The 26,594-nt window shown below is 51.8% G+C and carries 17 protein-coding genes and 1 pseudogene; 6 read left to right on the top strand and 12 right to left on the bottom strand.

Annotated features, from left to right (window positions below):
• Positions 1-44: 44 nt before the first annotated feature.
• Complete coding sequence (treS, locus tag GBK04_RS08985; RefSeq protein ID WP_152758786.1) at positions 45-3,386, bottom strand: maltose alpha-D-glucosyltransferase; 3,342 nt, start codon at positions 3,384-3,386, stop codon at positions 45-47.
• A 267-nt stretch (positions 3,387-3,653) separates the two neighbouring features.
• Between treS and GBK04_RS08990 the strand changes: the two genes are divergently transcribed.
• Positions 3,654-4,292 carry an NAD(P)-dependent oxidoreductase gene (locus GBK04_RS08990; protein ID WP_152758788.1) on the top strand — a complete coding sequence of 213 codons (639 nt, stop codon included), beginning with the start codon at positions 3,654-3,656 and terminating at the stop codon, positions 4,290-4,292.
• A gap of 77 nt (positions 4,293-4,369) precedes the next feature.
• Here the strand turns inward: GBK04_RS08990 and GBK04_RS08995 are convergent, their stop codons facing one another.
• On the bottom strand, positions 4,370-4,843 hold the full coding sequence (locus GBK04_RS08995; protein WP_152758789.1) for a Dps family protein: 474 nt from the start codon (positions 4,841-4,843) through the stop codon (positions 4,370-4,372).
• A gap of 162 nt (positions 4,844-5,005) precedes the next feature.
• Positions 5,006-6,721: a GMC oxidoreductase gene (locus tag GBK04_RS09000; RefSeq protein WP_152758791.1), complete on the bottom strand. Its 1,716-nt coding sequence runs from the start codon at positions 6,719-6,721 to the stop codon at positions 5,006-5,008.
• A gap of 152 nt (positions 6,722-6,873) precedes the next feature.
• Between GBK04_RS09000 and GBK04_RS09005 the strand changes: the two are divergent.
• Positions 6,874-8,087, top strand: a pseudogene (locus GBK04_RS09005) (TCR/Tet family MFS transporter).
• Between the two features lie 22 nt (positions 8,088-8,109).
• On the opposite strand, the gene GBK04_RS09010 reads toward GBK04_RS09005, so the two are convergent.
• From GBK04_RS09010 to GBK04_RS09020, 3 genes are all read right to left on the bottom strand, one after another.
• Positions 8,110-8,727, bottom strand: a complete 618-nt coding sequence (locus GBK04_RS09010; RefSeq protein ID WP_152758793.1) for a cytochrome c oxidase subunit 3 — start codon at positions 8,725-8,727, stop codon at positions 8,110-8,112.
• An 87-nt stretch (positions 8,728-8,814) separates the two neighbouring features.
• Positions 8,815-9,624, bottom strand: a complete 810-nt coding sequence (gene ispE / locus GBK04_RS09015) for a 4-(cytidine 5'-diphospho)-2-C-methyl-D-erythritol kinase (RefSeq protein ID WP_152758794.1) — start codon at positions 9,622-9,624, stop codon at positions 8,815-8,817.
• Positions 9,625-9,712: 88 nt separating this feature from the next.
• Positions 9,713-12,199 carry an OmpA family protein gene (locus tag GBK04_RS09020; RefSeq protein WP_152758796.1) on the bottom strand — a complete coding sequence of 829 codons (2,487 nt, stop codon included), beginning with the start codon at positions 12,197-12,199 and terminating at the stop codon, positions 9,713-9,715.
• A gap of 276 nt (positions 12,200-12,475) precedes the next feature.
• Between GBK04_RS09020 and GBK04_RS09025 the strand changes: the two genes are divergently transcribed.
• Entirely contained in the window at positions 12,476-13,300 is an 825-nt protein-coding gene (locus tag GBK04_RS09025) for an SDR family oxidoreductase (protein ID WP_152758798.1), read from the top strand.
• Between the two features lie 75 nt (positions 13,301-13,375).
• On the opposite strand, the gene GBK04_RS09030 is transcribed toward GBK04_RS09025, so the two are convergent.
• Positions 13,376-14,833 carry a M28 family peptidase gene (locus GBK04_RS09030; protein WP_152758799.1) on the bottom strand — a complete coding sequence of 486 codons (1,458 nt, stop codon included), beginning with the start codon at positions 14,831-14,833 and terminating at the stop codon, positions 13,376-13,378.
• Positions 14,834-15,045: 212 nt separating this feature from the next.
• Between GBK04_RS09030 and GBK04_RS09035 the strand changes: the two genes are divergently transcribed.
• Positions 15,046-17,121 carry a S9 family peptidase gene (locus tag GBK04_RS09035; RefSeq protein WP_152758802.1) on the top strand — a complete coding sequence of 692 codons (2,076 nt, stop codon included), beginning with the start codon at positions 15,046-15,048 and terminating at the stop codon, positions 17,119-17,121.
• Positions 17,122-17,201: 80 nt separating this feature from the next.
• On the opposite strand, the gene GBK04_RS09040 is transcribed toward GBK04_RS09035, so the two are convergent.
• The 4 genes from GBK04_RS09040 to GBK04_RS09055 all read right to left on the bottom strand — a co-directional run bounded on the left by GBK04_RS09040 (position 17,202) and on the right by GBK04_RS09055 (position 22,512).
• Positions 17,202-18,665 carry a TlpA family protein disulfide reductase gene (locus GBK04_RS09040; protein ID WP_152758804.1) on the bottom strand — a complete coding sequence of 488 codons (1,464 nt, stop codon included), beginning with the start codon at positions 18,663-18,665 and terminating at the stop codon, positions 17,202-17,204.
• 89 nt (positions 18,666-18,754) lie between these two features.
• Positions 18,755-19,999 (bottom strand): hypothetical protein, encoded by a 1,245-nt coding sequence (locus GBK04_RS09045; RefSeq protein ID WP_152758806.1) that lies wholly within the window; start codon positions 19,997-19,999, stop codon positions 18,755-18,757.
• The gene (locus GBK04_RS09050; RefSeq protein WP_152758808.1) at positions 19,996-21,267 is read right to left on the bottom strand and encodes a hypothetical protein; all 1,272 of its coding nucleotides are present in this window, start codon (positions 21,265-21,267) and stop codon (positions 19,996-19,998) included. The genes GBK04_RS09045 and GBK04_RS09050 overlap by 4 nt, the downstream gene beginning before the upstream one ends.
• Before the next feature lie 54 nt (positions 21,268-21,321).
• Complete coding sequence (locus GBK04_RS09055; protein WP_152758810.1) at positions 21,322-22,512, bottom strand: hypothetical protein; 1,191 nt, start codon at positions 22,510-22,512, stop codon at positions 21,322-21,324.
• 273 nt (positions 22,513-22,785) lie between these two features.
• Between GBK04_RS09055 and GBK04_RS09060 the strand changes: the two genes are divergently transcribed.
• Both GBK04_RS09060 and GBK04_RS09065 read left to right on the top strand, forming a co-directional pair.
• The gene (locus tag GBK04_RS09060) at positions 22,786-23,925 is read left to right on the top strand and encodes an acyl-CoA dehydrogenase (RefSeq protein WP_444544422.1); all 1,140 of its coding nucleotides are present in this window, start codon (positions 22,786-22,788) and stop codon (positions 23,923-23,925) included.
• A gap of 172 nt (positions 23,926-24,097) precedes the next feature.
• Positions 24,098-25,027 carry an AraC family transcriptional regulator gene (locus tag GBK04_RS09065; RefSeq protein WP_152758814.1) on the top strand — a complete coding sequence of 310 codons (930 nt, stop codon included), beginning with the start codon at positions 24,098-24,100 and terminating at the stop codon, positions 25,025-25,027.
• Positions 25,028-25,159: 132 nt separating this feature from the next.
• On the opposite strand, the gene GBK04_RS09070 is transcribed toward GBK04_RS09065, so the two are convergent.
• Positions 25,160-26,554 carry an NADH-quinone oxidoreductase subunit N gene (locus GBK04_RS09070; RefSeq protein ID WP_152758816.1) on the bottom strand — a complete coding sequence of 465 codons (1,395 nt, stop codon included), beginning with the start codon at positions 26,552-26,554 and terminating at the stop codon, positions 25,160-25,162.
• Positions 26,555-26,594 lie beyond the last annotated feature (40 nt).

The raw sequence follows: 26,594 nt of genomic DNA on the forward strand, positions 1-26,594 counted from the left end.
CCGAAATGCTGCCTAAGAGGTTTTGTGAATATAAATGCATATGCCTACACCTCCACTTCGCCCAAAATAGACTTAATGATCCGTAGGGGTACCATGGCCCAGTCGGGACGGTCGTTCAGTTCGTGGTTGAGGTCAAAGATCGCTTTTTCCAGCAGGAACGTTTGCAGCAGCACGCCCAGATCGTGCTCGTCGTCGGGAATGAAGGCACTGTCTTGTACCGTTTCGAGGTACGCACTCATAAACAGCCCAGACACATTCTGAATCCATAGTTCGGCCAGGGGGGTCAGTTTGGGAATATCTTCCTTGCGGATCTGGTTGCTCAGCAGCAGGCCTGCGTAAGCGGCGTAGTTGAACGAGTGGATCATGGCCGCTACGTCGCGCAGGGGCGAGCGCTTCAGGCGGCGTTCGCTAAAACTCCGGAGCGGGTCTCCCCCAAACTCGGTGATCGTAACGTCTTTACCCGAAAAAAGCACCTTTTCCAGATTAAAATCGCCGTGGATGCGTATTTTGACCACATCCAGTTTTTTCTCGTAAATCCTTTTCAGCAACGTAAGTACCTCAGCTTTGCGAGCCAGGATTTCTTTGGCCTCCTGCCGTACCTCTTCTGTGAGTTTCTTCATGTTTTGGGCCTGATTCTGGTAGGTTTCCCGTACCAGCGACTGTAAGGCCGAATACAGAGACCGCTGGTAATGCAGCGAAAATCCCTCCGAACCGAAGGCAGCAGAATCGTCGGCTGCCAGCGCCTTGTGCAGTTCGCCCAGGCGCGTGCCCAACAGCCGGGTACCTTCAATGATGGGACCACCGAGGAGGTCACGGAAACCGTCGGGGATATCCTCGTAGGCTACGGGAGTAAATATGTCGCGTTTGGGCAATTGCGCGGGCCATTCATTCGATTCCAGCGATAAGATTCGCTCATAGTAATTATTGAGCCGCTCGAGCATGAAGTCCCAACCGTTGACATTGCTTTCGGCGGTTTCCTGCATAATTCCCAGCGTGATTGTCTCTTTCCCGATCTTCCAATCCAGGCTACCCGCATAGGGTAGCATTTGTTCGAAATCCGCCCCAAATTCGCTGGCGCGCCCGGTTCCGCTCAGCATCTTCGTGATCTCGGCATCAGGATTGATTGTTTTCTCCACGCGTCGATACAGTTTGAGGGCGTAGGCGTCGTTGTAAGTAATGATGGTTTCGTGCCAGGTACCGTGCATGCGCGTTTTCATATCTTCCGGTGCGGGTAGTTCGCGGGCATCACGAGTCGCAAAATTTAGGCTGCCGCCTTTCCATTTGATGGGGGTACCTTTCACAAAATGCGTCAAGAGCGTCCGGTGCATTTCCACGGTATAGTAGGCATCCACGAATAGGCCCTCTTCGCTACCGATTTTGAGATTGGCGATGATGGCAGGCGGACAATTCTCGCTGATCTTACGCAGGGCGTCGCCCGTTACAAATGCTACGGGAAGTTGGTAGGTTTCGGCCAGTCCGCTTTCATATTGTACCTCCAGCAGCAGCAAACAGGCTTTACGGTCGCCGATCAAATCCAGTTCGGCCCGTTCCACGATTTCCACACTGATAACCGTCCGGTCTTTGCCAATGTACCATCCTACACTCTGGAGGTACCGGGGCAGAATTCGGTTTTCCAGGGTTCTGATCGAAGCTTTTGATAATAAACCATCCCAACTCGTTAGCGTAAAGGATTGCCGGGGCTGTGACTCGTCCACTTCGGGGTGCGCTTTCTCCAGCAAAAACCACTGGTAGCCGTGCGAGCCCAGCGTGAAGAAGTAGGGATTGTCTTCCCGAATGACCGGAAAGCGATTTTTACTAAATACATCCACGGGCAGGTACCCCTTATAGTCGGACAAGTCCAGTTCGGCGGGTTGCGTGTAGCGCGAGAGATTCACGACTACCAGAATGGTTTCATCTTCGTAGGTACGGGTGAAGGCCAGGATTTTGGGGTTGCTCACCGAGATAAACTCCATGTCGCCCCGACTGAATGCCTTGAACTTTTTGCGCATCGTGATCATCCGCTTCATGAACCACAGGAGCGAGGACGTATTGCGCCGCTGTGTTTCCACGTTCACGGCTTCGTAGTGATACTCCGGGTCCAGGATCACAGGTAGGTACAGTTTCTGCGGATTGGTGTCCGAGAAACCCGCATTGCGGTCGGGCGACCACTGCATGGGGGTACGTACGCCGTCGCGGTCGCCAAGGTAGAAATTGTCGCCCATACCGATCTCGTCGCCGTAGTAGATCACCGGGGTACCATTGAGCGAAAACAACAGGCAGTTCATCAGCTCGATCTTGCGGCGGTTGTTGTCGAGTAATGGGGCCAGTCGATGGCGGATACCCAGGTTGATGCGCGCCTTGGGATCTTTGGCGTAGGCTTTGTACATGTAGTCGCGTTCTTCGTCAGTGACCATTTCCAGCGTCAGCTCGTCGTGGTTGCGCAGAAACATGGCCCACTGGCCCAGGGGTGGGATGTCGGGCGTCTGGTCGAATATGTCGATAATCGGGTAGCGGTCTTCCATTTGCAGCGCCATGTACATGCGCGGCATCACCGGAAAATGGTAATTCATGTGGCATTCGTCGCCGTCGCCAAAGTACGAAGCCGAGTCTTCGGGCCACATATTGGCTTCGGCCAGCAGCGCCGTGCCGGGATAGTATTTGTCCACGTGGGCCCGGATCTTTTTTAGAAAAGCGTGGGTTTCGGGCAGATTCTCGCCGTTGGTACCTTCACGCTCGAACAGGTAGGGTACCGCGTCGAGCCGGAAACCGTCGACGCCCGTCTTGCACCAATAGTCGAGAATCTTGAAAATCTCTTCCTGCACCAACGGACTGTCATAATTAAGATCGGGCTGATGGTGGAAGAAGCGGTGCCAGTAATGCTGCTGCGCCACCGGGTCCCAGGTCCAGTTGGAGGTTTCGGTGTCCAGAAAAATGATACGCACGTCCTTATATTGGTTCGAATCGTCGGTCCAGACGTAGAATTCGCGCTCGGGTGACCCCTTGGGCGCCCGTCGCGCCCGCTGGAACCACGGGTGCTGGTCGGAAGTATGGTTGATAACCAACTCGATGATGACTTTCAGATTGCGGTTATGGGCTTCGTCGATGAAAGCCTGTAACTGCTCGATGTCGCCATAGGACGGATTGATGGTATAATAGTCGGCAATGTCGTAGCCATCGTCGCGCAGAGGAGAGGGATAGAAAGGCAACAGCCAGATGGCCGTCACACCGAGATCTTCGAGGTAGTCCAGCTTTTCCATGATGCCCTGAAAATCGCCGATGCCGTCGCCATTTCCATCGCGAAAGGCTTTGATATGGAGTTCGTAAATGATGGCATCCTTATACCAATGCAAATTGTCGTCTATGAGTGGGTTGTTCTTCTTAGCCATGCTTCGTTTTCAGGTTTTTGATTGATTTTTTTGCGAAAAAGCTGTGCCAATCTCATCGGGCTCGGTAAACAAGGTAGGAAAAAACGGATAGAGTACCCTAGTTTTTTGATCAAATTGAGGCTATTCAGCCACCACCCTCTATATTTGTCTCATTAAAATCTCCTTGTAAAATATAGATTCAGCGCGGCAGCACCCGCTGCCCTAACCCGTGCCTTGCGATGCAGGCGCGGGGCAAAAAGCTATTATCTACTGTTTACAAAGAGACAAATGGAACAAAAAATAAAAATTGCCGTCCTTGGCGGAACGGGCAAGGCAGGTACCTACCTCGTTCAAGAACTACTTCGTCAGGGCTTTCCCCTCAGACTTCTGCTCCGAAGTCCCGAAAATTTTCAGATCAATACGCCACTTATCGAGTTAGTAGCGGGAGACGCCCGCAACTATGAAGATGTGCGGGCCCTGACCAAGGACTGCCAGGCGGTCATCAGTGCGCTGGGGCAACCTGTGGGGGAGGTCTCAATTTTCAGCCAGGCTACCCGGAATGTACTGCAGGCCATGCAGGAACAGCAGATTTGCCGATACATTTTGCTTACAGGCCTGAACGTGGATACGCCGCTTGATCAAAAAAATCCCAGCGTACAGGCAGCTACCGAGTGGATGAAAACCAACTATCCTAATACTACCGCCGATAAACAGGTTGAGTACCAACTCTTGGCGGAAAGTACCGTAGATTGGACCTTGGTCAGGCTACCCTGGATTCATTTGACGGATAGTGCCGAAGACGTGAATGTGAGTCTGGAAGACTGTCCCGGCGACGGAGTAAGTGCCGGAGCCCTAGCGCGGTTTGTGGTCGACCAGCTCTCTAAAGGTACCTATGTTCGGAAAGCGCCTTTTGTAGCTAATAGTTGAAAATGAAAACGGGCGGACTCATAAAGTCCGCCCGTTTTCGTAATACTAGTACTATATCGGCAGCAATAGCAATACACCTACCTTAAATGTGAACGCAGAATCCAGGCCATTTTTTCGTGCTCCTCCATCAGGCCCGTGATAAAATCGCTCGTACCCTGATCCTTATATTCTTCCGCAATGGGAACGATGATTTTCCGCATCTCCGTAATGATGGTATTGTGGTCTTCGTTGAGTTCCTTGATGAAGCCCAGGCTGTCGTTGGTTTCATGGATCATTTCGGTCAGATGCGTCAGTTCCAGAAACTGCTTCAGGGTAGCCGGGGTATAGTGTCCCAGGAAACGAATACGCTCGGCCAACCGATCGAACATATCAGCCAATTGGTTGTACTGTTTTTCAAAAAACAGGTGCTTGTCATAGAAGTCGGCACCTTCCACATTCCAGTGCGCGTTGCGGGTTTTGGTATATAGTACAAATTCGTCGGCCAGGATGGCGTGCAGATGCTCGGCTACGGCCTGACGGTTTTTATCGGTAATGCCAATTGTTGTTTTCATGCTTTTTGTTGGGGAAAGATGGTTATTATGGAAAATGTACAAGCTATTAGGGCTCTTTTATTTTAACACCAGCCAGCTCAAAATGTTGATACTTTCAAATTAAAATTCACTTAAAAGACTTCCTAAACCAGAGCAGCCCCTTCCCTGCATACTAAGAATCTTTTACAGATTCCCCTTCCGCATTTCCTGCACGGCGTGGTCAGCCGCCCGTGCCGTGATCGCCATGTAGGTAAGTGATGGATTTTGGGTAGCCGTTGACACCATGCAGGCTCCGTCGGTCACCAGTACATTGGGTACCGCGTGTAGCTGGTTCCATTTGTTGAGCAACGAGGTTTTGGGGTCATATCCCATGCGGGCTCCGCCCATTTCGTGGTTTTCGCTGCCGGGGTTTCGCATCGTGTCCGATGTTTTGATGTTGGTAAAACCGGCCTTCGTGAACATTTCGGTGAATTGCTCGTAGAAATCCTGCACCATTTTGCGGTCATTGTCATCAAAATCAACCGACATACGGAGCAGCGGAATATCCCAGTCGTCTTTCAACGTCGGGTGCAGCTGGATAAAATTGCTCTCCTTGGTCAACGTCTCGCCCATCATTTGGGCCCCTATGTTCCAGCCGCCCCGCTCGGGCGCCAACAGGTTTTGCTTCAAATCTTCACCCAACAGGCCCGCGTTGGAATTCCCATTTTTCGAAGATCCGAACGACGTAGCGTAGCCACGCAGGAAATCGGTTTCCTGCTTGAAAACATTCCGGAAGCGGGGTACGTAGCCGCCGGTCGGTCGGCGCCCGTCAGTAGTGGAATCGTGAAAACCGTCGTACTCCGCACTCACGCGGCCCCGGTAGTTGTGGAAGCCGATGTACTTTCCCAGAACACCACTGTCGTTGCCCAAGCCCCTGGGAAAGCGATTTGAAGTTGAGTTGAGCAGGACCAGGTTGGAATTGATGGCCGAAGCATTCAGAAAAATGACCTTAGCATAGTATTCCATCATTTCTTTAGTATTCGTATCCACTACCCTTACCCCCACGGCCCGCTGTTTTTTCTCGTCGTAAATGATCGAATGCACCACCGACTGAGGCATTAGGGTCATTTTTCCGGTTTTCATGGCCCAGGGTAGCGTAGACGAATTGGTACTGAAATATCCCCCGAATGGACACCCTCGCTGGCACATGACACGGTGCTGACACTTGGCCCTACCCTGGTCGTAGTGGATTTGCTGCGGCTCGGTGATGTGCGCACATCGACCCACAATAACCGGACGGGTACCCTTGTAGTGCTTCGCCATTTGCTCGCTGAAATGCTTCTCCAGGCAGTTCATTTCATGGGCGGGCAGAAACTCACCGTCGGGTAGCTGGGGCAGGCCGTCCTTGTTGCCGGCTATCCCCGCAAATTTTTCCACGTAGCTGTACCACGGTGCCAGATCGGCATAGCGAATGGGCCAGTCGATGGCGAAGCCATCGCGGGCGGGGCCTTCAAAATCGTAGTCGGACCAACGCTGGGTTTGCCGCGCCCACAGTAGTGAGCGTCCGCCTACCTGATAGCCACGCATCCAGTCGAAGGGCTTATCCTGCACATAGGGATGCACTTTATCCTTCATTACGAAGTGCATGGCGTCCTCCCTGAAAATATAGTGCTTGCTGGCGATTGGGTTTTCCTGGCGCTGGGCCAGGGTAGGTTGGCCGAGATGCTCAAATTCCCAGGGCATCATGTTGGTGGTGGGGTAGTCCACATTGTGCTTCACATCGCGGCCCCGTTCCAGCACAAGGGTACGCAGTCCTTTTTCGGTAAGTTCTTTGGCCGCCCAGCCTCCGCTGATGCCTGTGCCTATGACGATGGCGTCGAACGTACGCGCTTTAGCGGAATCTATATTCAGAAAAGACATTCTTGCTATGTTTTTTGTAAAAAAGGCAACGGAAAGACAAGCTACTCTATTGTCGGCTAAACTTTTGTTATCCGGAAGTAGTTGAAAATCCCGGCGATTCCAGTTCGGTTGCCCGGGAATTAACCGTACTTTTGGAAAATTTCTGTTAAAATATGGCTGCCAAACGTTCCGCTGCCCTCGGCTTCATTTTCGTTACTCTTCTCATTGATATTACGGGCATTGGTATTATCATCCCGGTACTTCCCACGCTCATTGCCGAACTCATCGGGGGTACCATGAGCCAGGCCGCCCGCTACGGGGGATGGCTGCTTTTTTCTTACGCTTTCGTGCAGTTTCTGTGCGCGCCCATCATTGGCGGACTGAGCGACCAGTACGGACGGCGTCCGGTGCTGTTGGCTTCTCTGTTTGGTTTTGGGCTGGATTATCTGTTTCTGGCCTATGCACCTACTATTGCCTGGTTATTCGTCGGGCGAATCATCGCGGGCATCATGGGGGCCAGCTTCACTACGGGGGCTGCCTACATCGCCGATGTAAGTACTCCTGAGAAACGCGCCCAGAACTTCGGATTGTTAGGCGCGGCCTTTGGCTTAGGCTTTATCATTGGCCCCGTAATCGGGGGTTTGCTGGGGCAGTATGGTTCGAGGGTACCCTTCCTCGCGGCGGCGGCGCTCTCGTTGCTCAACTGGCTGTACGGATTTTTTATCCTACCCGAGTCGCTCAAACCCGAAAATCGTCGTCCATTCAGCTGGAAACGCGCCAATCCGGCGGGTTCCCTGCGGCATCTGCGCAAATTTCCGGTCATATCGGGGCTGATCATCTCTCTGGTATTGGTGTACATCGCCTCGCACGCGGTACAAAGTGTGTGGTCGTACTATACGATGGAAAAATTCACTTGGCACGAGGCGCAGGTAGGCTACTCGCTGGGTGCAGTAGGTCTGTTGAGTGCCATCGTGCAGGGAGGCCTGATCCGGGTCATTATTCCGAAACTGGGCCGCGAGCGCAGTGTGTATATAGGACTCCTGCTCTATTCGATCGGTTTTACGCTATTCGCTTTTGCCTCAAAAGGATGGATGATGTACGTCTTCATGGTACCTTACATTCTGGGGGTATCGCCGGCCCGGCCATTCAGGGACTGATTTCGACAGAGGTACCCGCCAATGAACAGGGTGAATTACAGGGTGGGCTCACGAGCTTGCAGAGCGTGACCTCCATCATCGGCCCGCCGTTGATGACCGGGTTGTTTGCATACTTCACGCGGCACGATACGGCGCTGTACTTTCCGGGAGCACCCCTGCTGCTGGGAGCGATCATGACGCTGGTCAGTACGATTCTGGCCTGGCGAAGTTTTAGGCCAGTCAGCCAGTAGTGCCAGAAAAATCTCCGAAATCTCAGGCCGTGTGGTGGTAGAGCAGGAAGAGAAACAGATACAGCCACAGCACATCCACAAAGTGCCAGTAGGTGGTCATGAGTTTTATCTTCAACTGGTTAGGCGGATTGACACTGTAGACGAAGGAGTCAATGTACGATTGATTTTTGGTAGCCTCCCGAAAAAGTACCCCCATAAAAATCAGCCCGCCCAGAATGTGCACAACGTGCAGTCCGGTAAGTAGGTACACAAAGCCTGCGGATGGATTGCCCCGCAGATGAAAACCCTGCTCGATCATGTGCAGCCAGCCATAGCCCTGCATGCCCACAAACGCCATCCCCAGAAAAAGCGTAATACCCAGGCAGATACGATAAAGCGCGAAGCGCTCCTTTTGGAAAGCTTCTTTTGCCTCGTGCAGGCTGATGCTGCTCAGGATGATAACCACCGTGCTAAACCAGAAAATGCCCGGTAGGGGTGTTTCGTACCAATTGGGACCTACTTTGCGGACGATGTAAATCCCCAGCAGTACTGTAAAAATGAGTACGCTGCCCACAATGCCCAACCACAACAAAAAGTGCAGGGGTTCACGGCGCTTGGTGAATAGATTTTCCCCGGAACGGGTGGTCGGTCTCGTAGGCATGGCAATATTTTTTCTCACTCCTTATCCAAGCGAGGGTCGCACTAAAAACGTACCATACCTGATTTTCTGTATAGGTACCCTGTCTGGCTAAGAAAGCTCTCCTTCCCAAACGGTGGAATTCCCGAAATTGTTCGAGGTATCGATCGGCTCATCGAATATTCCGTACAGCGTAGAGCCCGACCCGCTCATGCTGGCGTAATGCGCCCCCAAACCGTAGAGCTTTTGCTTATATTCATCCAGAACGGGGTACTTCGGAAACAGGCTTTCTTCAAAATCATTTACGACCTGCCCTTTCCACTGATCGAGTGGTTGCTGCAGGAGCTTCCGCAAATCCGTGTCAGGCTTTCGGGGCGTTATGCCTGCGTAAGCTTCGGCCGTGGAGATATGCAGGCCCGGATTGACCAGGACGACCCATTTCCCGGTCAGTCGCAGGGCAATTTCTTCAAATTGATCGCCCTTGCCGAAGCAGTACATCGGTTTGTTTTCAATAAAAAAAGCACAGTCGCTTCCGAGGGTACGGGCGTAATCCTGCTGCTGCCCGGTGGATAAATTCAGGGAGAATTGCTGGTTCAGGGCCCTGATGGTGAATGCGGCATCCGCCGAACCTCCACCCAGACCGGCCCCGATCGGAACAGCCTTGAGCAGGTGGATGTGTACCGGAGGCAGATCATACTCCTCCGCCAGCAGATGATAGGCCCTCAGGCATAGATTGGTTCCTTCCGCTCCCGGAATAGGTAGGCCCGAGGCCTCGAACATTACTTGCTGGGCGGGCAAAATTTCCAGCGCATCGGCCCAACCAACGGGATAAAAGCAGGAGGCGAGGTTGTGAAAGCCATCGGAACGCTTCTCCAGGATGTTGAGCCCGATGTTGATCTTAGCATTGGGAAAGAGAACCATTATTTTGTGAACAGACGATTGGTAACGATTCTTAGCAGTTTTTCAGCTTGCACTGGCCATGAAATCCAATTTATGCCCTTATACTTACTCATTTAATATACAATACTTTGAATTCGGTACGGCGGTTGCGCTGGTGTTCTTCTTCAGTACATAGTACCCCGTCTTTACAATTATTGAGCAATTGGGTTTCTCCGTATCCAATGGCCGTTAGCCGGTTGCGGGCAATTCCCTTGGAAGCCATATAGTTCAGGGCAGCTTTGGCCCGGCGTTCCGAGAGGATTTGGTTTGTCTTTGCATCGCCCTGGCTATCCGTATGGGAGCCGATCTCTATTCTCAGGGAGGGGTACTTTTGCATGGTAGCCACCATTTTGTCCAGTTCCCGGGCAGCATCCGGCCTTACCTCCCATTTTCCCGAATCGTAGTTGATATTATCCAACGTCACCAAGTCCCCCGCCTTGATCATCATCAGGTTAGCCGAAACTAATTTTGGGATCGATTTTTCCGGAATTTTCCTGATTGCGCTGGTATTGGTACCATACAGCGGTTTGGAGGCTACCAGTGTATAATCGCAGCCTTCCACAAGTTCGAACCGAAACCGACCGGACGGACCGGTCACGGTTTGTTTGATTTGTCCGTCACATTCGTTTTTCAGTGTGATTCGCACGCCATCCAACGGTTTCTTGTCCGCCTCGCCCGTCACGGTACCGCGCAGCGTAGAAGCGGTAATGGCATCTTCGCTTTCCCAGTCGCCGTCATCGGAGCCCATTGTGATGCGCGAGGGCGCACTTGGAGCAGTGACGCTCAGCTTGATCAACGAAGCACCCAGTTGGGTGGGTTTGTCGTCGGTAAGTTCGGCCGTGGAGAATCCCAGGTTACTGGTCAGGTAGCCATCCCGGGCAATTTCAAACATAAAATCGTTTTCAGCTTCCAGACACAGGTTGACCAGTCCGGTGGCATCTGTAGCCAACACCTGCGGATCACCGCCTTCCCCGCGCGCCCTTACGGTAATCATGGCGCTGTCGAGGGGTACCGAAGTAGCGTCGTCGAATACGCGTATGGTCAAATTACGACAACCGAACAAGGAACTCTCGCGCACAAAGCGAAACAGGTCATCGTCGCCATTCAGCCGATTGCTGCTGAAATAACCCGTGGAACGGCTACCGTCCGTAATCAGGCCGAAATCATCGGTTTTAGAATTGATCGGAGCGTCCAGGTGCACGACGGCGGGCGTATCTCCCCCGGTAGCCAGCGGGGCAAAGTAAATGTCTAATCCGCCCATTCCCCCGGGCCGGCCATTGGAGGCGAAGTACAGGTTGTCGTTTTCATCCATGAACGGAAACATCTCATCGCCTTTGGTATTGATCTCACTACCTAGATTGACCGGTGCCGACCAGGTGCCGTTATCCAGGCGCGACACATAAATGTCTGTGCCGCCTTTCCCACCCGGACGGTCTGACACAAAATAGAGCGACTTACCATCGCGACTGAGCGCCGGATGCCCCGTGGAGTACTCATCACTGTTGAAAGGCATTTCCTTTACATCAGTCCATACCCCATCGCGCAGTTCAGCGGTATATAGTTTCAGTTTGTTTACATTATCGCTGCTTTTCCTGGATTTGCCCTCATTATAATTGTTGCGGGTAAAATAGATCGTATTCCCATCGGCCGAGAACGTGAGTGGGCCCTCATGGTACTTGGTGTTCAGTTCTTTGCTAAATTCTCCCGCAATTTGTGCTTTGGTACCTCTCCCTAGACCCAGGCTTTCCGAAAAGCTAACGGGTGCAAAGTTGGCGGCGGTGCGGGAGTCGTTGGCAGTTGAAGCGGTGTAGGTATCGCGTCCCAGGCGGCGGTTAGCCGGATTGGCTCCGCCCGCCGAAGCGACCGGACGAGCCGTCGACACAGTACCATCTGCCGCCAGGGTACCTGTAGCATCAATGGCGGTTCGATCGGGAACATAAAGAAGATTGAGGTACCCTTTATCGGGTGATGAAGAGGCTCCGCTTGCTCCTTTGCCTCCCACATAGACCAACCCCTGCCGGAAGTAGGCCGGACTGAACTCAGCGTTGGAGGTATTGAGCGACAGGGTTTCGACCCGGTAGGTTACTTTGGCTTTTCCAGAGGCAGTACCCGAACTCAAGGGTACCACAGCCGGGGTGGACTTTATCGATTCGTAACGGGTGTACATATCCTGGGCTTCCGAAAGCTTTCCATTGTGAGCCAGAGCCTGGGCGTAGTAAAGGTAGGCGTTCCGGTTGGTTTCGGCGGGTTCGCCCATTTCCAGGAGTTCGCGAAAATGGCTTTCGGCTTTGGCAAAATCCCCTAGCTTCTGGTAAGAGTACCCCAGGTTGTACAGCACATTTTTTTTTATTTCATCGGACAAGGAATTGTCTTTCAGCAATTCGGAGTAGCGTTGGGCTGCGTTGGGGTAATCCTGTGCGTAAAAAGAACGATCTGCCTGCTGTTTTGGGATTTCTGACTGTGCGTAACCGGGAAGCGCCTCAAGCAATAAGCAGGCCACAACTAACCGGCACAATCGGTAGAACCGACTGTCCTTAAGACATGCGGGAAGTTTCATAAATACGGGCATTTAATGTGTGTTAGTCTAGCGCCAGGTATCGTAATGTATGATAGTCTAGTGTGTGTTGGCTAAATTATTCTACTTAAAATCAGGATGATACCAGCTATTTTGAACCGAATCCATTAATTTAGGTAGTGCCTAGGTATAACTACATTCAATTCTGGGTTTGCGCAATTTGAATATATAACATAAATCGTGCCACCCTTGATTATGCGTAGAAATCAGAAGTATCCGGCTTTTACCCATTCAATCTTCTAAAACTACCCCAACCGGATGCTCAAGAACAAAACGGTTTTTATCACCGGCGGAAGCCGGGGCATTGGCCTGGCCATTGCCGTACGCCTCGCGCAGGAAGGAGCGAATATAGTCATTGCCGCCAAAACTGCCGAACCGCATCCCAAGCTTCCCGGCACGATCCATACGGCCGCGGCCGAAATTGAAGCCGCCGGAGGCCGGGCCCTACCCCTGCAAGTGGATATACGGGATGAGGAAGCCGTTCAGGCCGCCATAAACGAAGTCGTGGGTACCTTTGGGGGAATCGATATCCTGATCAACAATGCCAGCGCCATCAGCCTTACACCTACCCTGCAAACGGACATGAAGCGCTATGATCTGATGCACCATATCAACACCCGGGGTACCTTCCTGACCAGTAAACTCTGTTTGCCCCACTTATTGAAATCCGAGAATCCGCACGTACTTAACCTGTCGCCCCCACTGAACATGGAAACGCGCTGGTTTGCGCCGCACGTAGCCTATACCATGGCCAAATTCGGTATGAGCATGTGCGTACTGGGGATGGCCGGGGAATTCAAAAAACAGGGAGTGGCTTTTAACGCGCTGTGGCCGCGCACCACCATTGCCACCGCCGCCGTGCAGAATCTGCTGGGCGGCGACCAGCTCATGCGCCGCAGCCGCATGCCTGAAATCATGGCCGACGCGGCTTACCATATTCTGAGCCGCCCCAGCCGCGAATGCACCGGTAACTTTTTCGTAGATGAAGAGGTACTAAAAGCCGAAGGTATCACGGATTTTGGCAAGTACCGCGTGGACACCAACCTAAGCGATGAGGACCTTATGCCAGACTTCTTTTTATGAATTGTGAATGAGTGATTGGGTATATTTTCTTGCGTACACAAGAAGTACATTCACAACTCATTCACCGGTATACCCCTACCAGCGCCAGTCCTGACCCAGTACCAATTCCTCCTTTAGGCCCTGCGTGGTCAGGTAATCCCGCGTCTGCATGCTGTCGAGGCGCTTGGCCGGAAGTTTTTTGGCATTGGCCAGCGCGTAGAGGTACATGGAGCCGATGCGGACGGTATTTTCCAGCTGCTGCTTGTCCACCAGGTCGAAACGGTCGCAGTCGGCGTGGTAGCATTGCAGTACCGAGGGCGACAAGCTGCCCGAAAGTCCAGCTACAGGTACCCCCTCCAGCATAAAAGGCTGATGGTCACTGTGCAGACCGGCGCGGTTGCTGAGCTTATTCTCAAACGATGGGTCGACTTTTTTGATGCCAGCGCCTATTTTCTGAAAAAAATCCTCCATATCGGCCCGCCCGAAGGCATTCGCGCCCTTGGGGTCATTGGTCATGTCAAGATTCATCATATAACTCACCTGGCTAATTTCACCCGTGCGCGCCAGCTCCTTCACCATGTGCTTGGAGCCGAGCAGTCCCTGCTCTTCTCCCATAAACATGACGAACTGGATCGTCCGGTAGGGCTTTATTTTGAGCGCCTTGAAGGTACGGGCCATGTCCAGTACGCTGAACGAACCAATGCCGTTGTCAATCGCACCCGTGGCCAGATCCCACGAGTCGAGGTGTCCTCCCACGATCACGCGCTCATCCGTTTTTCCTTTCAGGGTGGCGATTACATTGCGTGCTTTGATGGGCTTTGAGAAATTACGCATGTTCACGTGGGCTTCCAGGGGACCTTCTTCCTTCAGCCAGCTCCGTAGTTCGCGGCCACTGTCGTTAGAAATGCACACCGCCGGAATGGCGATCAGCGCGCCCGTCACCGAGGCGGTACCCGTGAGCAGAATTTTACCGGGAGCCTGGTTGACCATGATAATACCGCCCGCGCCGTACTTAATGGCTAGGGCGGTTTTTTCGGAACGGTGCAGGTTTTTCTTGCCCGTAACCCCCACAAGGCCAATGTTGGCCACAGCCACTTTCCCTTTGATTTTGTCCTTTACCTGTTCGAAATCTTCTTCCAAACCATTGCCAACGTCCACAATTCCCGCCCTCAGATCAGATATGACCGGCGAATGGGCCAGCGAAACGACGGGTACCTCCCGAAAATTATCGCTGCTTTCGGGCACAATGCTCAGCGTCACGGTATCGCGACTCCAAGACTCCACTTCAAAAGGCTGGTATTTCACATCGCTGAACCCGTAGCTTTTCAGCGTGTTGAAGGCATACGTTTCGGCTTCCATGCCGTGTGTACTGCCGGTTAGGCGGTGGCCGATTTTCTGCGTGGCGTCCTGAAGGGTAGCGTAGACACGACTATGCTGCCGAACCTCGGCATCGATGCGGGCGAACGTGGCTTCAAGGTCGTCGGCACTGGGGGCAAAAGCGGCCGCTCCCACCAGGGTACTACCTGCCAAGGCAATCAGTAAAGTTTTTTTCATGTAGATAATTTCGAGCAAATATTTGAAAAGGGACAAGGAGATGGATATACACAGCCAACATCAAACCAGGCCAGCTATCCACAGTAGCATAACGTTTTTTTGTGCAATAGGTGCGCGCTAAAATGGTTTTCAGGAAACTAAATTAGGTAAGAATTTCATTAATTGGGCAATCTTCGCGGTTAATTCCGTACCTACCTTCTAATTTTACCTTCATGCCTTTGTTTGATTACACCAATGTAGCCCCGAAAGCCCTTAGACAACCCACTTCCCTAGCCATCCATAACGATACCCGCACCGATGACTATTACTGGCTGCGCGAACGGGAAAGCGAAACCGTACTGACCCATCTCCACGCCGAGAATGCCTACACGGAAGCCGTCATGGCGCCATTGCAGGAATTTAAAGAGAAGCTGTTTCAGGAAATGAAGGGACGGATCAAGGAAAAGGATGAATCCGTGCCGGTACGCGACGGGGCCTACTGGTACTATGCCCGTTACGAGGAGGGCGCCGAGTACCCTCTCTACTGCCGTAAGCATCTGTCGCTGGAAGCCGATGAGGAAATCATGCTCGACCTGAATGAGCGCGCTGCCAGCCATGCCTATTACCAGGCTACTTTTCCCGAAATCAGCGACGACGATACCATAGCCGCCATGGGCGAGGACACCGTAAGCCGCCGCCTGTATACTTTGCGCTTCCGCAACCTGACCACGGGTGCGTGGTACCCCGATGTGATTCCCAACACCGAAGGCGGCAACTATGCCTGGGCCGCCGACAATAAAACAATTTTCTATATCCGTAAAGATGTAGAAACTCTACTGGGCTATCAGGTGTGGCGTCACACGCTGGGTACCGACGTGCGCGACGATGTGCTGCTCTACGAAGAAACTGATGATCAGTACTACCTGGCGCTCTACCGGATGAAATCCAAAAAGTACGTAGCCCTGCTGGCCGACCACAACGGCGTGGCTACCGAGTATCGACTACTGGACGCCCACGCACCGGAGGGTACCCTGGAAGTAATTATTCCACGTCGACGGGGACACGAGTATTCACTGGAACACTATCGGGATCGTTTCTACATCGTCACCAATCGCGATGGCGCGGAGAATTTCAAGCTGATGCAGGTAGCTGAAGACCAAGTGCGCGACGAAACCCAGTGGCAGGAGGTACTTCCGCACCGTCCCAATGTGTACCTGGAAGGCATCGAAGTGTTCAGCCAGTACCTGGTGGTGCAGGAACGGAGCGAAGGGCTGCTGCATATCCGCGTCATGCCGCAGGAGGCAGGTGAAGAATACTATCTCGATTTTGGCGAATCGGCCTACACGGCCTACGTCGGCTCCAATCCGGAATTTGACACTACCTTTCTGCGTTACGGGTACACCTCGCTCACCACGCCCAGCTCTACCTACGATTACGACATGGCTACCCACGCCCGCACGCTGATGAAAGAGCAGGAGGTCGTGGGCGATTTTGAAAAAACCGACTATACCACCGAACGCCTCTACGCCATCGCCCGCGACGGAGCCCGGATTCCGATTTCGGTGGTGTATAAAAATGATTTTGTAAGAGACGGCAACGGACCTATGCTCCAGTACGCCTACGGTTCCTACGGTTCATCCATGGACCCTACCTTCAGTTCGGCGCGTCTAAGCCTGCTGGACCGGGGCTTTGCCTTCGCGATCTGTCACATTCGCGGCGGACAAGAAATGGGCCGCGCCTGGTACGAGAACGGTCGGCTCCTACGTAAGATGAATACTTTCACGGACTTTATCGACTGCGCCGAGTTCCTGATTCAGCAGAAATGGACTTCGCCTGCCCACCTCTACGCCATGGGCGGCAGCGCGGGCGGCCTGCTGATGGGCGCGGTCGCCAACCTACGCCCCGACCTCTACCATGGCATGGTGGCGCAGGTACCTTTCGTGGACGTGGTGACTACGATGCTCGATGACACGATCCCGCTCACCACGGGCGAGTACGAAGAATGGGGCAATCCCAACGAGGAGTCTTTTTATACCTACATGAAAAGCTACTCGCCCTATGACAACGTAAAGCCGCAGGCCTACCCCAATATGCTCGTCACGACCGGCCTGCACGATTCGCAGGTTCAATACTGGGAACCCGCCAAGTGGGTGGCCCGCCTCCGCGAACTGAAAACCGATGACAACCTGGTACTGCTGCATTGCGACATGGAAACCGGCCACGGTGGCGCATCGGGTCGCTTCAAGCGGCTGCACGATATAGCGCTGGAGTACGCATTTTTGCTGGGTCTGGAAGGGAAAAATCAGTAGAGTTTGTTGGAGCGAGAAGGGTACCTTGTCCTGTCAAGGTACCCCCAATCTCAATACGAACTTACTCCACAATTATTTTTTCAGCAAACCATCCAGCAAAGTGTACGATTCCTCATCAGAAGGCCGGGGGCTTTGTTGACCTTAATTTTGCCCGCCTGATCGATCACAATATAATGGGGGATGCCACTCATTCGGTAGAGGGTATACAAGGCGGTTCCTGGAGCTTGTGTTTCTGTATTTTGGTTGACGTGGATGCCCTTAGGCGCTTTGCCGCTTTTCAGGTAGGCTTTCCATTTTTCAAGGTTGGTGTCTATCGAAACGAAGAGGAATACTACCTCCGGGTTTTCCTTAAAGTGCTCTATCATTTTTTTCGAGGCTGGAAATTCGCCAATGCACGGGCCACACCACGTAGCCCAGGTATCAAGGTACACGACTTTTCCTTTTAGGTCGGATAGGCGAAATTCCTTTCCATCGGGGTAGGTAGCGATAAAGTCTTTGGCTTCTTTTCCTTCGCCTAGTCCCTGATACTTGTCGAATTCCCGATCCAGGGTAGCCGTATAGCGCGAGTCAGGATATAGATTCTTGAAACGGTCGAAAAGTTGAGTAATGGTAGGGGTTGCGCCAAATTCCCTGAGCATTCTCTTTATATTTATTGCCAGAAGATATTCTCGAATCGGAGCAGTGCGCGTGTTTTCTAGGATTGCCTTTTCCATTAAGATGGCAAGCGTATCGGTATTCTTTTCTTTTCCTTCTTTTTTAAGTGCATAGTAAATGGCCAAATCGAGGTCGAATTTCACTCTCTTATTTAAAAGAGCACCGTAGTTGTACATGTTCATCGCGAGCCACTCGGGCTTCACCGGAATAGTTTGAAAAAATAATGATGCCTCATAGGTACCCTCTTGTTCTAATTTTTCCGGACTCCTATCTAAAAAATTCAGTCCTCGCTCCTGGACATAAAATTCACCATCCTGAATAAGCATTTCTTTGGCTTTTTGGGAAATACGCGTGTCCTCCGAAATAGTCCGATGGAACGGTTTAAACTCAGTGCCAAAAGCATCTTGAATCTTCTGCTGCTCTTGGGCGGTTAGGTTCCTGAATGTATCCACCAGTTTGTTGGCCTGATCATTGACCAAACGAGTTATACGGCTGGATTCATAGAGGTACTGGTTCGCTACTCCCAGCTGCCCCTGAAAGGTAGGGGTACCTTGAATGGTCAGTGTCAAATCCTGATCCGGTTCCAGATACAGGTGGTACACCGAGTCCTGACCGGGTACGGTACTTTCACCCAATAGAATAAAAGCAAGCAAAGGGCCCGAAACAGGTACCTCCAGCGTGCAGCGGCCCATTGAATCGAGCCGGGACTCAACCAGCTTCACTTCGTTCATGGAAATTAGATCCATCGTATTGACTGTGGCTTTTTGTCCGATGCAGGCGGGGCAATTTATTTGCAGAAGTGCCGTTGAGTTGCGGTTGGTCTGGCTAAAACCCAAACTAGACAAAAGGAAAAACAGACAGAAAGCAGCGGTTCGCAGGATCGTTTTCATGTTCGTTAAGAAATAAGGGCAGGATATAGATAAAGGCTTTAACAGAGGGGGCAGACTCCACTTTCAAAAGCCTACCTGAAAAAGACCAGCTATTCAGAAACTACTTTCTTCGTAGCCGCCAGCCACACGAAGTACCCTGTCAGCACTACAATTACCACTTGGATTACATAATCCAGCACAGAAGAAGAAGAAGCCCAAATATCCGCAGGTGTGAGGTACTTGGGCATGCCCAGCCGCCACCAGTAGGAGGCCTCCACCACGCATAGAATGTTAAACAGCAAAAGGTACCCTACCTGTTTTTTATCTCGCCAATCGACCACATAGAAAACGAGCGGTATGAGAAACAGAAAAATGTAGTTGCTGTATGCGCTTTGCTGCACGACCATCATGGTGGCGTAAAGTACTACCCAGGTACGGGAAATCAGGGTAGGAATATCCGTTGACCGCAGCCGCCAGGCCATCCAGCTACCTACCCCCACCGAAATGAGCAGGCCGATCCAGTTCCAGAACTTTTCCCCTACCCCAATTTTATTAAAAAACCAGGGATTCAGGACGGACAGGAGATTGGGGGCCCGCAGTACCTTGGCCTCGTCGAGCGGCTGGGTGAATTCCCAGCCGACCAGCGGATAGAGTACCGCCAGGCTTACCGCCCCCACAAGGGCCATCGTGAGTACAAATCTGAGTTTTTCTTTCTCAATGATAAATAATGGCACCAGGATCAGCACCAGGATGGCTTTGGTCAGCAGCAGCCCCAGCGCCAACAGAAAAGCGTACACCTCCACCCGTCCCGTACGCTGTCGGAACAGAAACGCCACGATGACGAACAGCCACATCCAGACATCTTCCTGTGCTCCAACCACACACAGTACCAGCGAACCCGGCAACAGGTAGTACAGGAGAGCTTTGAACAAAAAATTGGAATCAGAAAGTTTTGCCCGGTACAGATGCCACGATACCCACAGCGCCAGCGCGTCCATGACGGTCATCGCCAGCACGATCATACGCGGATCGTACCAGAATTTGAGCCAGAGACCCAGATAATAGGCGTACAAGGGCGAGTAGGGCGACCAGAAATCGCGGTACACCACCTGGCCCATTGAGGCTTTACTTCCCTCATCCCAGAACCCGAAGACGTCGGAGGTAGGGGCAAATCCAGCCAGCAGATAAACCGCAATGAACGGAACCAACCGAAACAGTACCCAGCCTACCGTCAGCGCGATCGGAACGTTTTTACCTGCAAAAATTTTTAGAAAGAATGCTCTTTTCCAAAGTACTGCCCCTGCCAACAGCAGCAGCGCCATACTCAGGATCGTTTTGATAAAGACAATGCTCATGGCATAGAGAGCGGTTGGGGGTGAACTACGTGGCGATAAGCTTGCCGCAGTATCCAGAAGAAACAGGCTACATTAAGTACCTGTAGGCTGTATTCCAGCAGATAAACTGGATTGCCCAGCATGCTGAAGTGGGTATAGGAAGGTTGCCCGTTGTAAACGTAGACGAAAGGCTGTACCACGGTGAGCCAGCTCAGGACCAGCAGCAAAGCGATATGCCAGGGATTTTTTATATCGATCAGTTCGAAAACGACGGTGACCAGAAACGCAATTAGGTAGGCACCAGGAGCGCTGGCCTGGAAAATCATCATGCACACGAAAGTGGCGACGAACAGGCCGGGAATCAGGTCGGTCACGGCTTTTCCCCGACTACGGTAGGCCATATAGGAAGGTACGAGTATGGTAAACACTAAGCCGATCCAGTTAAGCATGGTGGATTCCCGCGCATCGATCGAAACCAAAAGCTCCACGAAGGGCCGCAGGATTGAGAAGAGGTTTGGAGTCATGAGTTGCTCGGTGTGCTGGATGGGCATCAGAAACAAATCGCCGATTTGCCAATATAAAAAAGCCAGGGCAGGCAACCCGATGGCAGCCATGGTCAACAGCAGACGGAGCGGCTTGCGGACAATGATCAATAAAGGAAACAGAAAAAAAATGAATGTCACCTTGATCGTCAGCAGGGCGATGGCGAAAAGTACCCCTACCCCTACCTCGTAATCCTGCGGGTACTTACGGGTGTAACGCCACATGAGCAGGGCCGCGCCCCAGAACCACACTTCTTCCTGGCCGTCCACCAGAATATACATGAAAGCCGCGGGTAGCAGCCAGTACAGATAAGTGAGTTGCAGGGCGTTGCTTTTCTGTTTTTTGTAGGTACTGTAGGTAAGCCACAGAATAAGGGTTTCCATGAGTACCATTAACAGCACGATAGCCCGGGCATTATGCCAAATCCACAGCGGCAGACTGATAATATACGCGAATAGCGGCGCGTGGTAGGACCAGAAATCACGGTACACGAAGCCGCCAAGCTTGGCAGCTTCGGCTTTATAAAAGAAAAAGGGTACATCACCGCGAGGATCTTCCCCAATGATCAGGAAAATGCCGATCCAGGGCAGCAGTCGGAATAATAAAAAGCCCAGGACAAATACGGGGGTACCTTTGTGCAGTTGCCACCGGTAAAAAAGCTCCGGCTTAAGCACCACCCATACGATGGCGCCAGTGAGCGCCAGGTTAAGTAGTAGTTTTACATAAAAAACGGTCAAAATGGGCATAGTGGCAAACTTGGTAATCTACATGATTTACTAGGAGTTGTGATTTTTGCCGGTTCAATCGAACCAACCCCAGCCTGCCGACCGGTCGAGCACCATCAGGGCTTTCATAGGCAGAGGCTCCACCCACAGCACCCGATTGTAGCCCATGGTATAGCACATGGGGCTAATCATACAAACCACGGCCATGATGAACACGAGTTTACGGTATTCAGGTGCCGGAATTAGCCGCGACAGAATGAGACTGGCCGAGAGCAGAAAAGAAAAGCCATAGGCCAGATCGCGGTCAATATCGTGCACAAAGATGCCGGTTATGATCAGCAAAACAAATCCGGCCAGGAGCGCCAGCAGCAACCAGCGCCGGCCGGTTTGGTACAGTACGTACCCCGCCGCCCCCAACAGTAGCCAGGCGCCCTCGAAGGAAGTCCACAGGCTATTGCCCAGGCCCCACCGATGACCATCGGCAAACAGCACAGGGGTACCCATGGTACTGTAGTCATGGTTTGGAAAGTACGTCCGCATAATATAGCTCCGAAAAACAAAGTACACGCCCCAGGCCGCTATGACTACCCAGGTTCGGGATTGGAAAGCACTTCTGAACAACGCTGCCAGGGTACCCCCTTCCTTTTGATTCACCAGGTGATCAGTAGTCCACCAGAGAATGATATACCCCGCCCCCACCAGTGCGCGCTCATCGGTAAAGAAGGCAATTTGCAGCAATACAAATAACAAAAACGGGTTTCGTGTCAGCAGGGCCAGCATCAGGAAGAAGTAGGCATACCCATCGCCGTAGCCCGCCGTATCCACAAAAAACCAGGAAAAAACAAACATATTGGAAAGCGCCAGTCCAAAGAATGCAGTCAAGATCCGGTCATTCGTCTGCCGAAAAATCTGGCCCAGAAAGAGGTACAGGAACCCACAGCCCAGCAGGCCCTGTATGATTACAATCAGAAGCACACTGTGACCGGTTAGGATATACATCAGGGGAAGTACCCACCGCATGACCATGTTTTCGCGACGGATGTACACCTCTAGATGCGTAGGATGTAAAATATCCTGAGACTGGATTTGAATGAAAGCCCAGGCGTCCGAGGTATTCATGACGGTGTAGGGAGGTACCGCCAGGCACCAGGAGATAACTGCGCAGCATAGGGTGAGCTTCCACAACCAATACTTACCGCTCAGGTACCTTTCAATCAATTCATTCAGACGGGCATAGTGTTCCGATAAGGATACCTGTTGTTTCATTTCTGGCAAAAGATGGTCGCTCCCGGCCGTAAAACTAAGTCCGTCTTTCTTATTATCAATAACCAGATTGTAAGTAATTTGACCAAACGAGGCGCTGAATCCCGAACCAGAGTAGGGTACCTCCTGTTGGAGCCTGTCGATTTTACCATAATTTCGCTGTACATCCTGCTCCCTATTTGTCTGCTGTTCCGATTTGATTTATTTTTGATTAAAAACTTCATCTTCAACTCATACTATTGATAAATCATGGCTGTAACCACAGAAAGAGTGGGGTTGGATTTCAACCTCAGTGAAGAACAAATGGCAGTACAGCAGGCCGCCCGCGATTTTGCCCAGAGTGTACTTTTACCGGGCGTAATCGAGCGCGACACCGAGCAGAAATTTGACAAAGATCTTCTGCGTCAGTTGGGAGAAATGGGGTTCATGGGCATGATGGTGTCCCCTGAATACGGCGGCGGCGGCATGGACACGGTTTGTTACGCCATTGCCATCGAGGAAATTTCCAAAGTGGATGCTTCGGCTTCCGTGATCATGTCGGTCAACAACTCGCTGGTGTGCTGGGGGTTGGAAGCCTTTGGCAATGAAGCACAAAAACAGAAGTACCTTACCCGCCTGGCTACGGGTGAAATCATCGGCGCTTTCTGCCTGTCGGAGCCCGAAGCCGGCTCCGATGCTACCTCGCAGCACACCACCGCCGAGGACAAGGGCGACTATTACCTGTTGAACGGGACCAAAAACTGGATTACCAGTGGCAACACGGCCTCGGTATGTCTGGTTATGGCGCAGACGGATTCCGGGAAAGGGCATCGGGGCATCAACTGCCTTATCGTGGAAAAAGGTACGGAAGGATTTTCGGTAGGCCGGAAAGAAGACAAAATGGGCATTCGTGCTTCGGACACGCACTCGCTGATGTTTTCGGATGTGAGGGTACCTAAAGAAAACCGCATCGGCCCTGATGGCTTCGGTTTTAAGTTCGCCATGGGTACCCTGAATGGCGGGCGCATCGGCATTGCGGCCCAGGCCCTGGGCATCGCGGCCGGAGCCTACGAACTAGCCCTCCACTATGCGCTGGAACGTAAAACCTTCGGTAGTCCGATTTTTGAGCACCAGGCCATTCAGTTCAAACTGGCCGAAATGGCTACCCGTATCGAAGCAGCCCGGCTATTGGTTTATAAAGCTGCAAGCGAGAAGGATCAGGGTAAGGATTATGTCAAATCTGCCGCTATGGCCAAACTCTATGCTTCCGATGTGGCCATGTGGGTTACTACCGAAGCCGTGCAGATTCACGGCGGCTATGGGTATGTCAGAGAATATCACGTGGAGCGGCTCATGCGCGACGCCAAGATTACTCAGATTTATGAAGGTACCTCTGAAATACAAAAATTAGTTATTGCCAGAGAGTTGCTTAAATAGCGCAAAATGGCCCCTTTTCGGAATTTTATGAAAAAAGTGTGCGTTTATGGCAACAGAACGCACACTTTTTTTTGTAATTTGGTGGCTGTATCCTTGTATTAGTTTTGTACAATTTATTAGATTTGTACAAAATTAGATTTTCAAGGCTTCAGCAGCCCTAATTCTATACACCATGGAAGATTACAACAAGATCATTGAATCACTAGGCGTTAAGTTTGTGAAAGCCCGGCATATTCACATACTCCAGCCCATCACGATCAAAAATTATTACGACGTTCAGAATTCACTCACCATCCTGTACGATGGCGAGGTTTCGTTCGGTACCGAAGAACCACAGGCGGTAGAAACGGGCGATATGCTTTTCATTCCGGGCGGGAAACACGCCACCGTAACCTATGGCAACGCCAGCCAAGCCAAGGTGGTCTCCAACGAGGAGTTCATGACCAACCGCGACAACTATATCCAGGGTGGGCACGATCCGCTTACCATTGGAAAACTGCCTAATTCTTTCGGACTGATTTCGTTCGAGGCCAAGGTATTCGACACGGTCAATTTCTTTACGTCTCTCGATGTACCTCCCTTCCTCATCAAGCGTGACGACCAGATGGCCTCGACGATCAACCAGATTCTAGCCGAAGATATGACGGATACGGCCGGTAAGGGGCGGATCATCAAAATCAAGACCGAGGAGGTCGTAATCGAGATCATCCGCTATATCCTTAAAAATAAGCTGTTTGTGGAGCAGTTGGTTACCAACAGCACCTACTTCAAGGATCCCCGGCTGATCGATATTTTCGCCTACATCAAGGACAACCTGGGCGGTGACCTTTCCAACAAGGTACTGGCCAACGTCGCTAACGTATCGGAGGATTACGTAGGGCAGTATTTTAAAATGCTGACGGGCATCAACCCCCAGGATTACATCGAATACCAACGTATGGAAAAAGCGGTTGACCTGCTCCGTACCTCCAAGAAAAGCATCCGTGCCATTGGGTCGGACGTTGGCTATAAGGATACCGCCTACTTCTGCCGACGTTTCAAGATGATGTTCGGTATTCCGGCGGGTAAAATGCGCCGCCGCGAATCGTTGATGAACGTTTAATGAATTTAAGTTAAAATTGGAGAATCTGGGAAATTCTCTTTCCCCAAAGAAAAAGCCGCAGGACAATCCTGCGGCTTTTTCTTTGGGGAAAACTGAATCTAGAGCCCGAGCCCGCTACATACCCAAATCTATTTAGATCATCGCTGAGAACAAACCCGGTGCTACCCCGAAGAGAATCGTCAGTACAGTAGCCGTTATCAGCACTATCTGGTAAAAGGGTGCAACGCGTATTTTAGCGGTATCGCCCTCCTTCATATAAGCGGCCATCACGACCCGGAAGTAGTAGTAAATCCCGACGGCTGACATGAGCACAGCCACAACCAGCAGCCAGATGATTCCGCGCTGGGCGGCGCTGCCAAACACGAAGAACTTACCCCAGAAGCCCGCCGTCAGCGGAATTCCTGCCAGCGACAGCATCGAGACCGTAAGCACAAAAGCCAGCAAGGGGTTGTTTCGGGCCAAGCCGTTGAATGCTTCGTACGTTTCCCGGGGCTTGCCCGTCATCCCCTTTTCCCGGGCCAGCGGAATCAGGACGCCAAAGGCACAAATCGTTGCTACGGAATAGGCCATCGAATAAAATAGAATCGAATTTTCCGTTTGGCTGGTCATGGCCGTCAAGGCAATCAGTAGGTACCCTGCGTGAGAAATACTCGAATAAGCCAGCATACGCTTAAAACTATCCTGATAAACAGCGACAATATTGCCTACCAGCAAGGTAAGTACGGTAATCACCGCCAGCGTAACCCACCAGATATTGTAAGCCCCCGTAAAGGAATGCGAAAGCAACCGAAAGAGCGCGGCAAAACCGGCTGTTTTGACAATCGTAGCCATGAAGGCTGTGAAGATGGTAGGAGCTCCTTCGTACACGTCAGGCGTCCAGAAATGGAACGGGGCCGCCGACAACTTAAACAACATGCCAATGAGCACCAGAAACAGTCCTGCATAAAGTAGGGAGGGAGGCGTAACCTGAGGCTGTGCCAGGAAGGACTGGATGCCCGTCAGACTGAAAGATCCCGTTGCTCCGTAAAGCAGGGCGATGCCAAACAGCAGTATACCCGTAGCGAATGCCCCCATCAGGAAGTATTTCAGAGCGGCCTCGTTGGAACGTAGGTTGCGTTTCTCGCTGCCCGTCAGTACATACATGGCTACCGACAGAATTTCCAGGCCGAGGAATAGAATGATAAGATTTTCGAAGCCAATCATCATAAAAGCCCCCACGAGCGAGAACAGCATGATGGCAAAATATTCGGCAGGTTGCGCCTCATCGTCGTCCTGGAAGCCGCGTGTCATAGCCACAATCATAAACGCCGAAATCAGTACGATTGCGTTAAATGAAAGGGTGAGATTGGTAACGGCAAACATATTGTTGAAGTACAGAATCGTTCCCTGATTCCATTCTACGAAATTACCCGCCAGGGCAATGGCCAAAAAGAGAAGCGTTGCTGGAAGAAGGACATTTCTGGATTTGAGAAACCCTAGAAAGAGGACCACAATTCCCAAAAAAGATAATAATACAATGGGGTACATAGTGGCAATTTTGAATGAGGGAATGAGTGAATGAGCATTT

Source organism: Salmonirosea aquatica (assembly GCF_009296315.1).
Lineage (GTDB): Bacteria > Bacteroidota > Bacteroidia > Cytophagales > Spirosomataceae > Salmonirosea > Salmonirosea aquatica.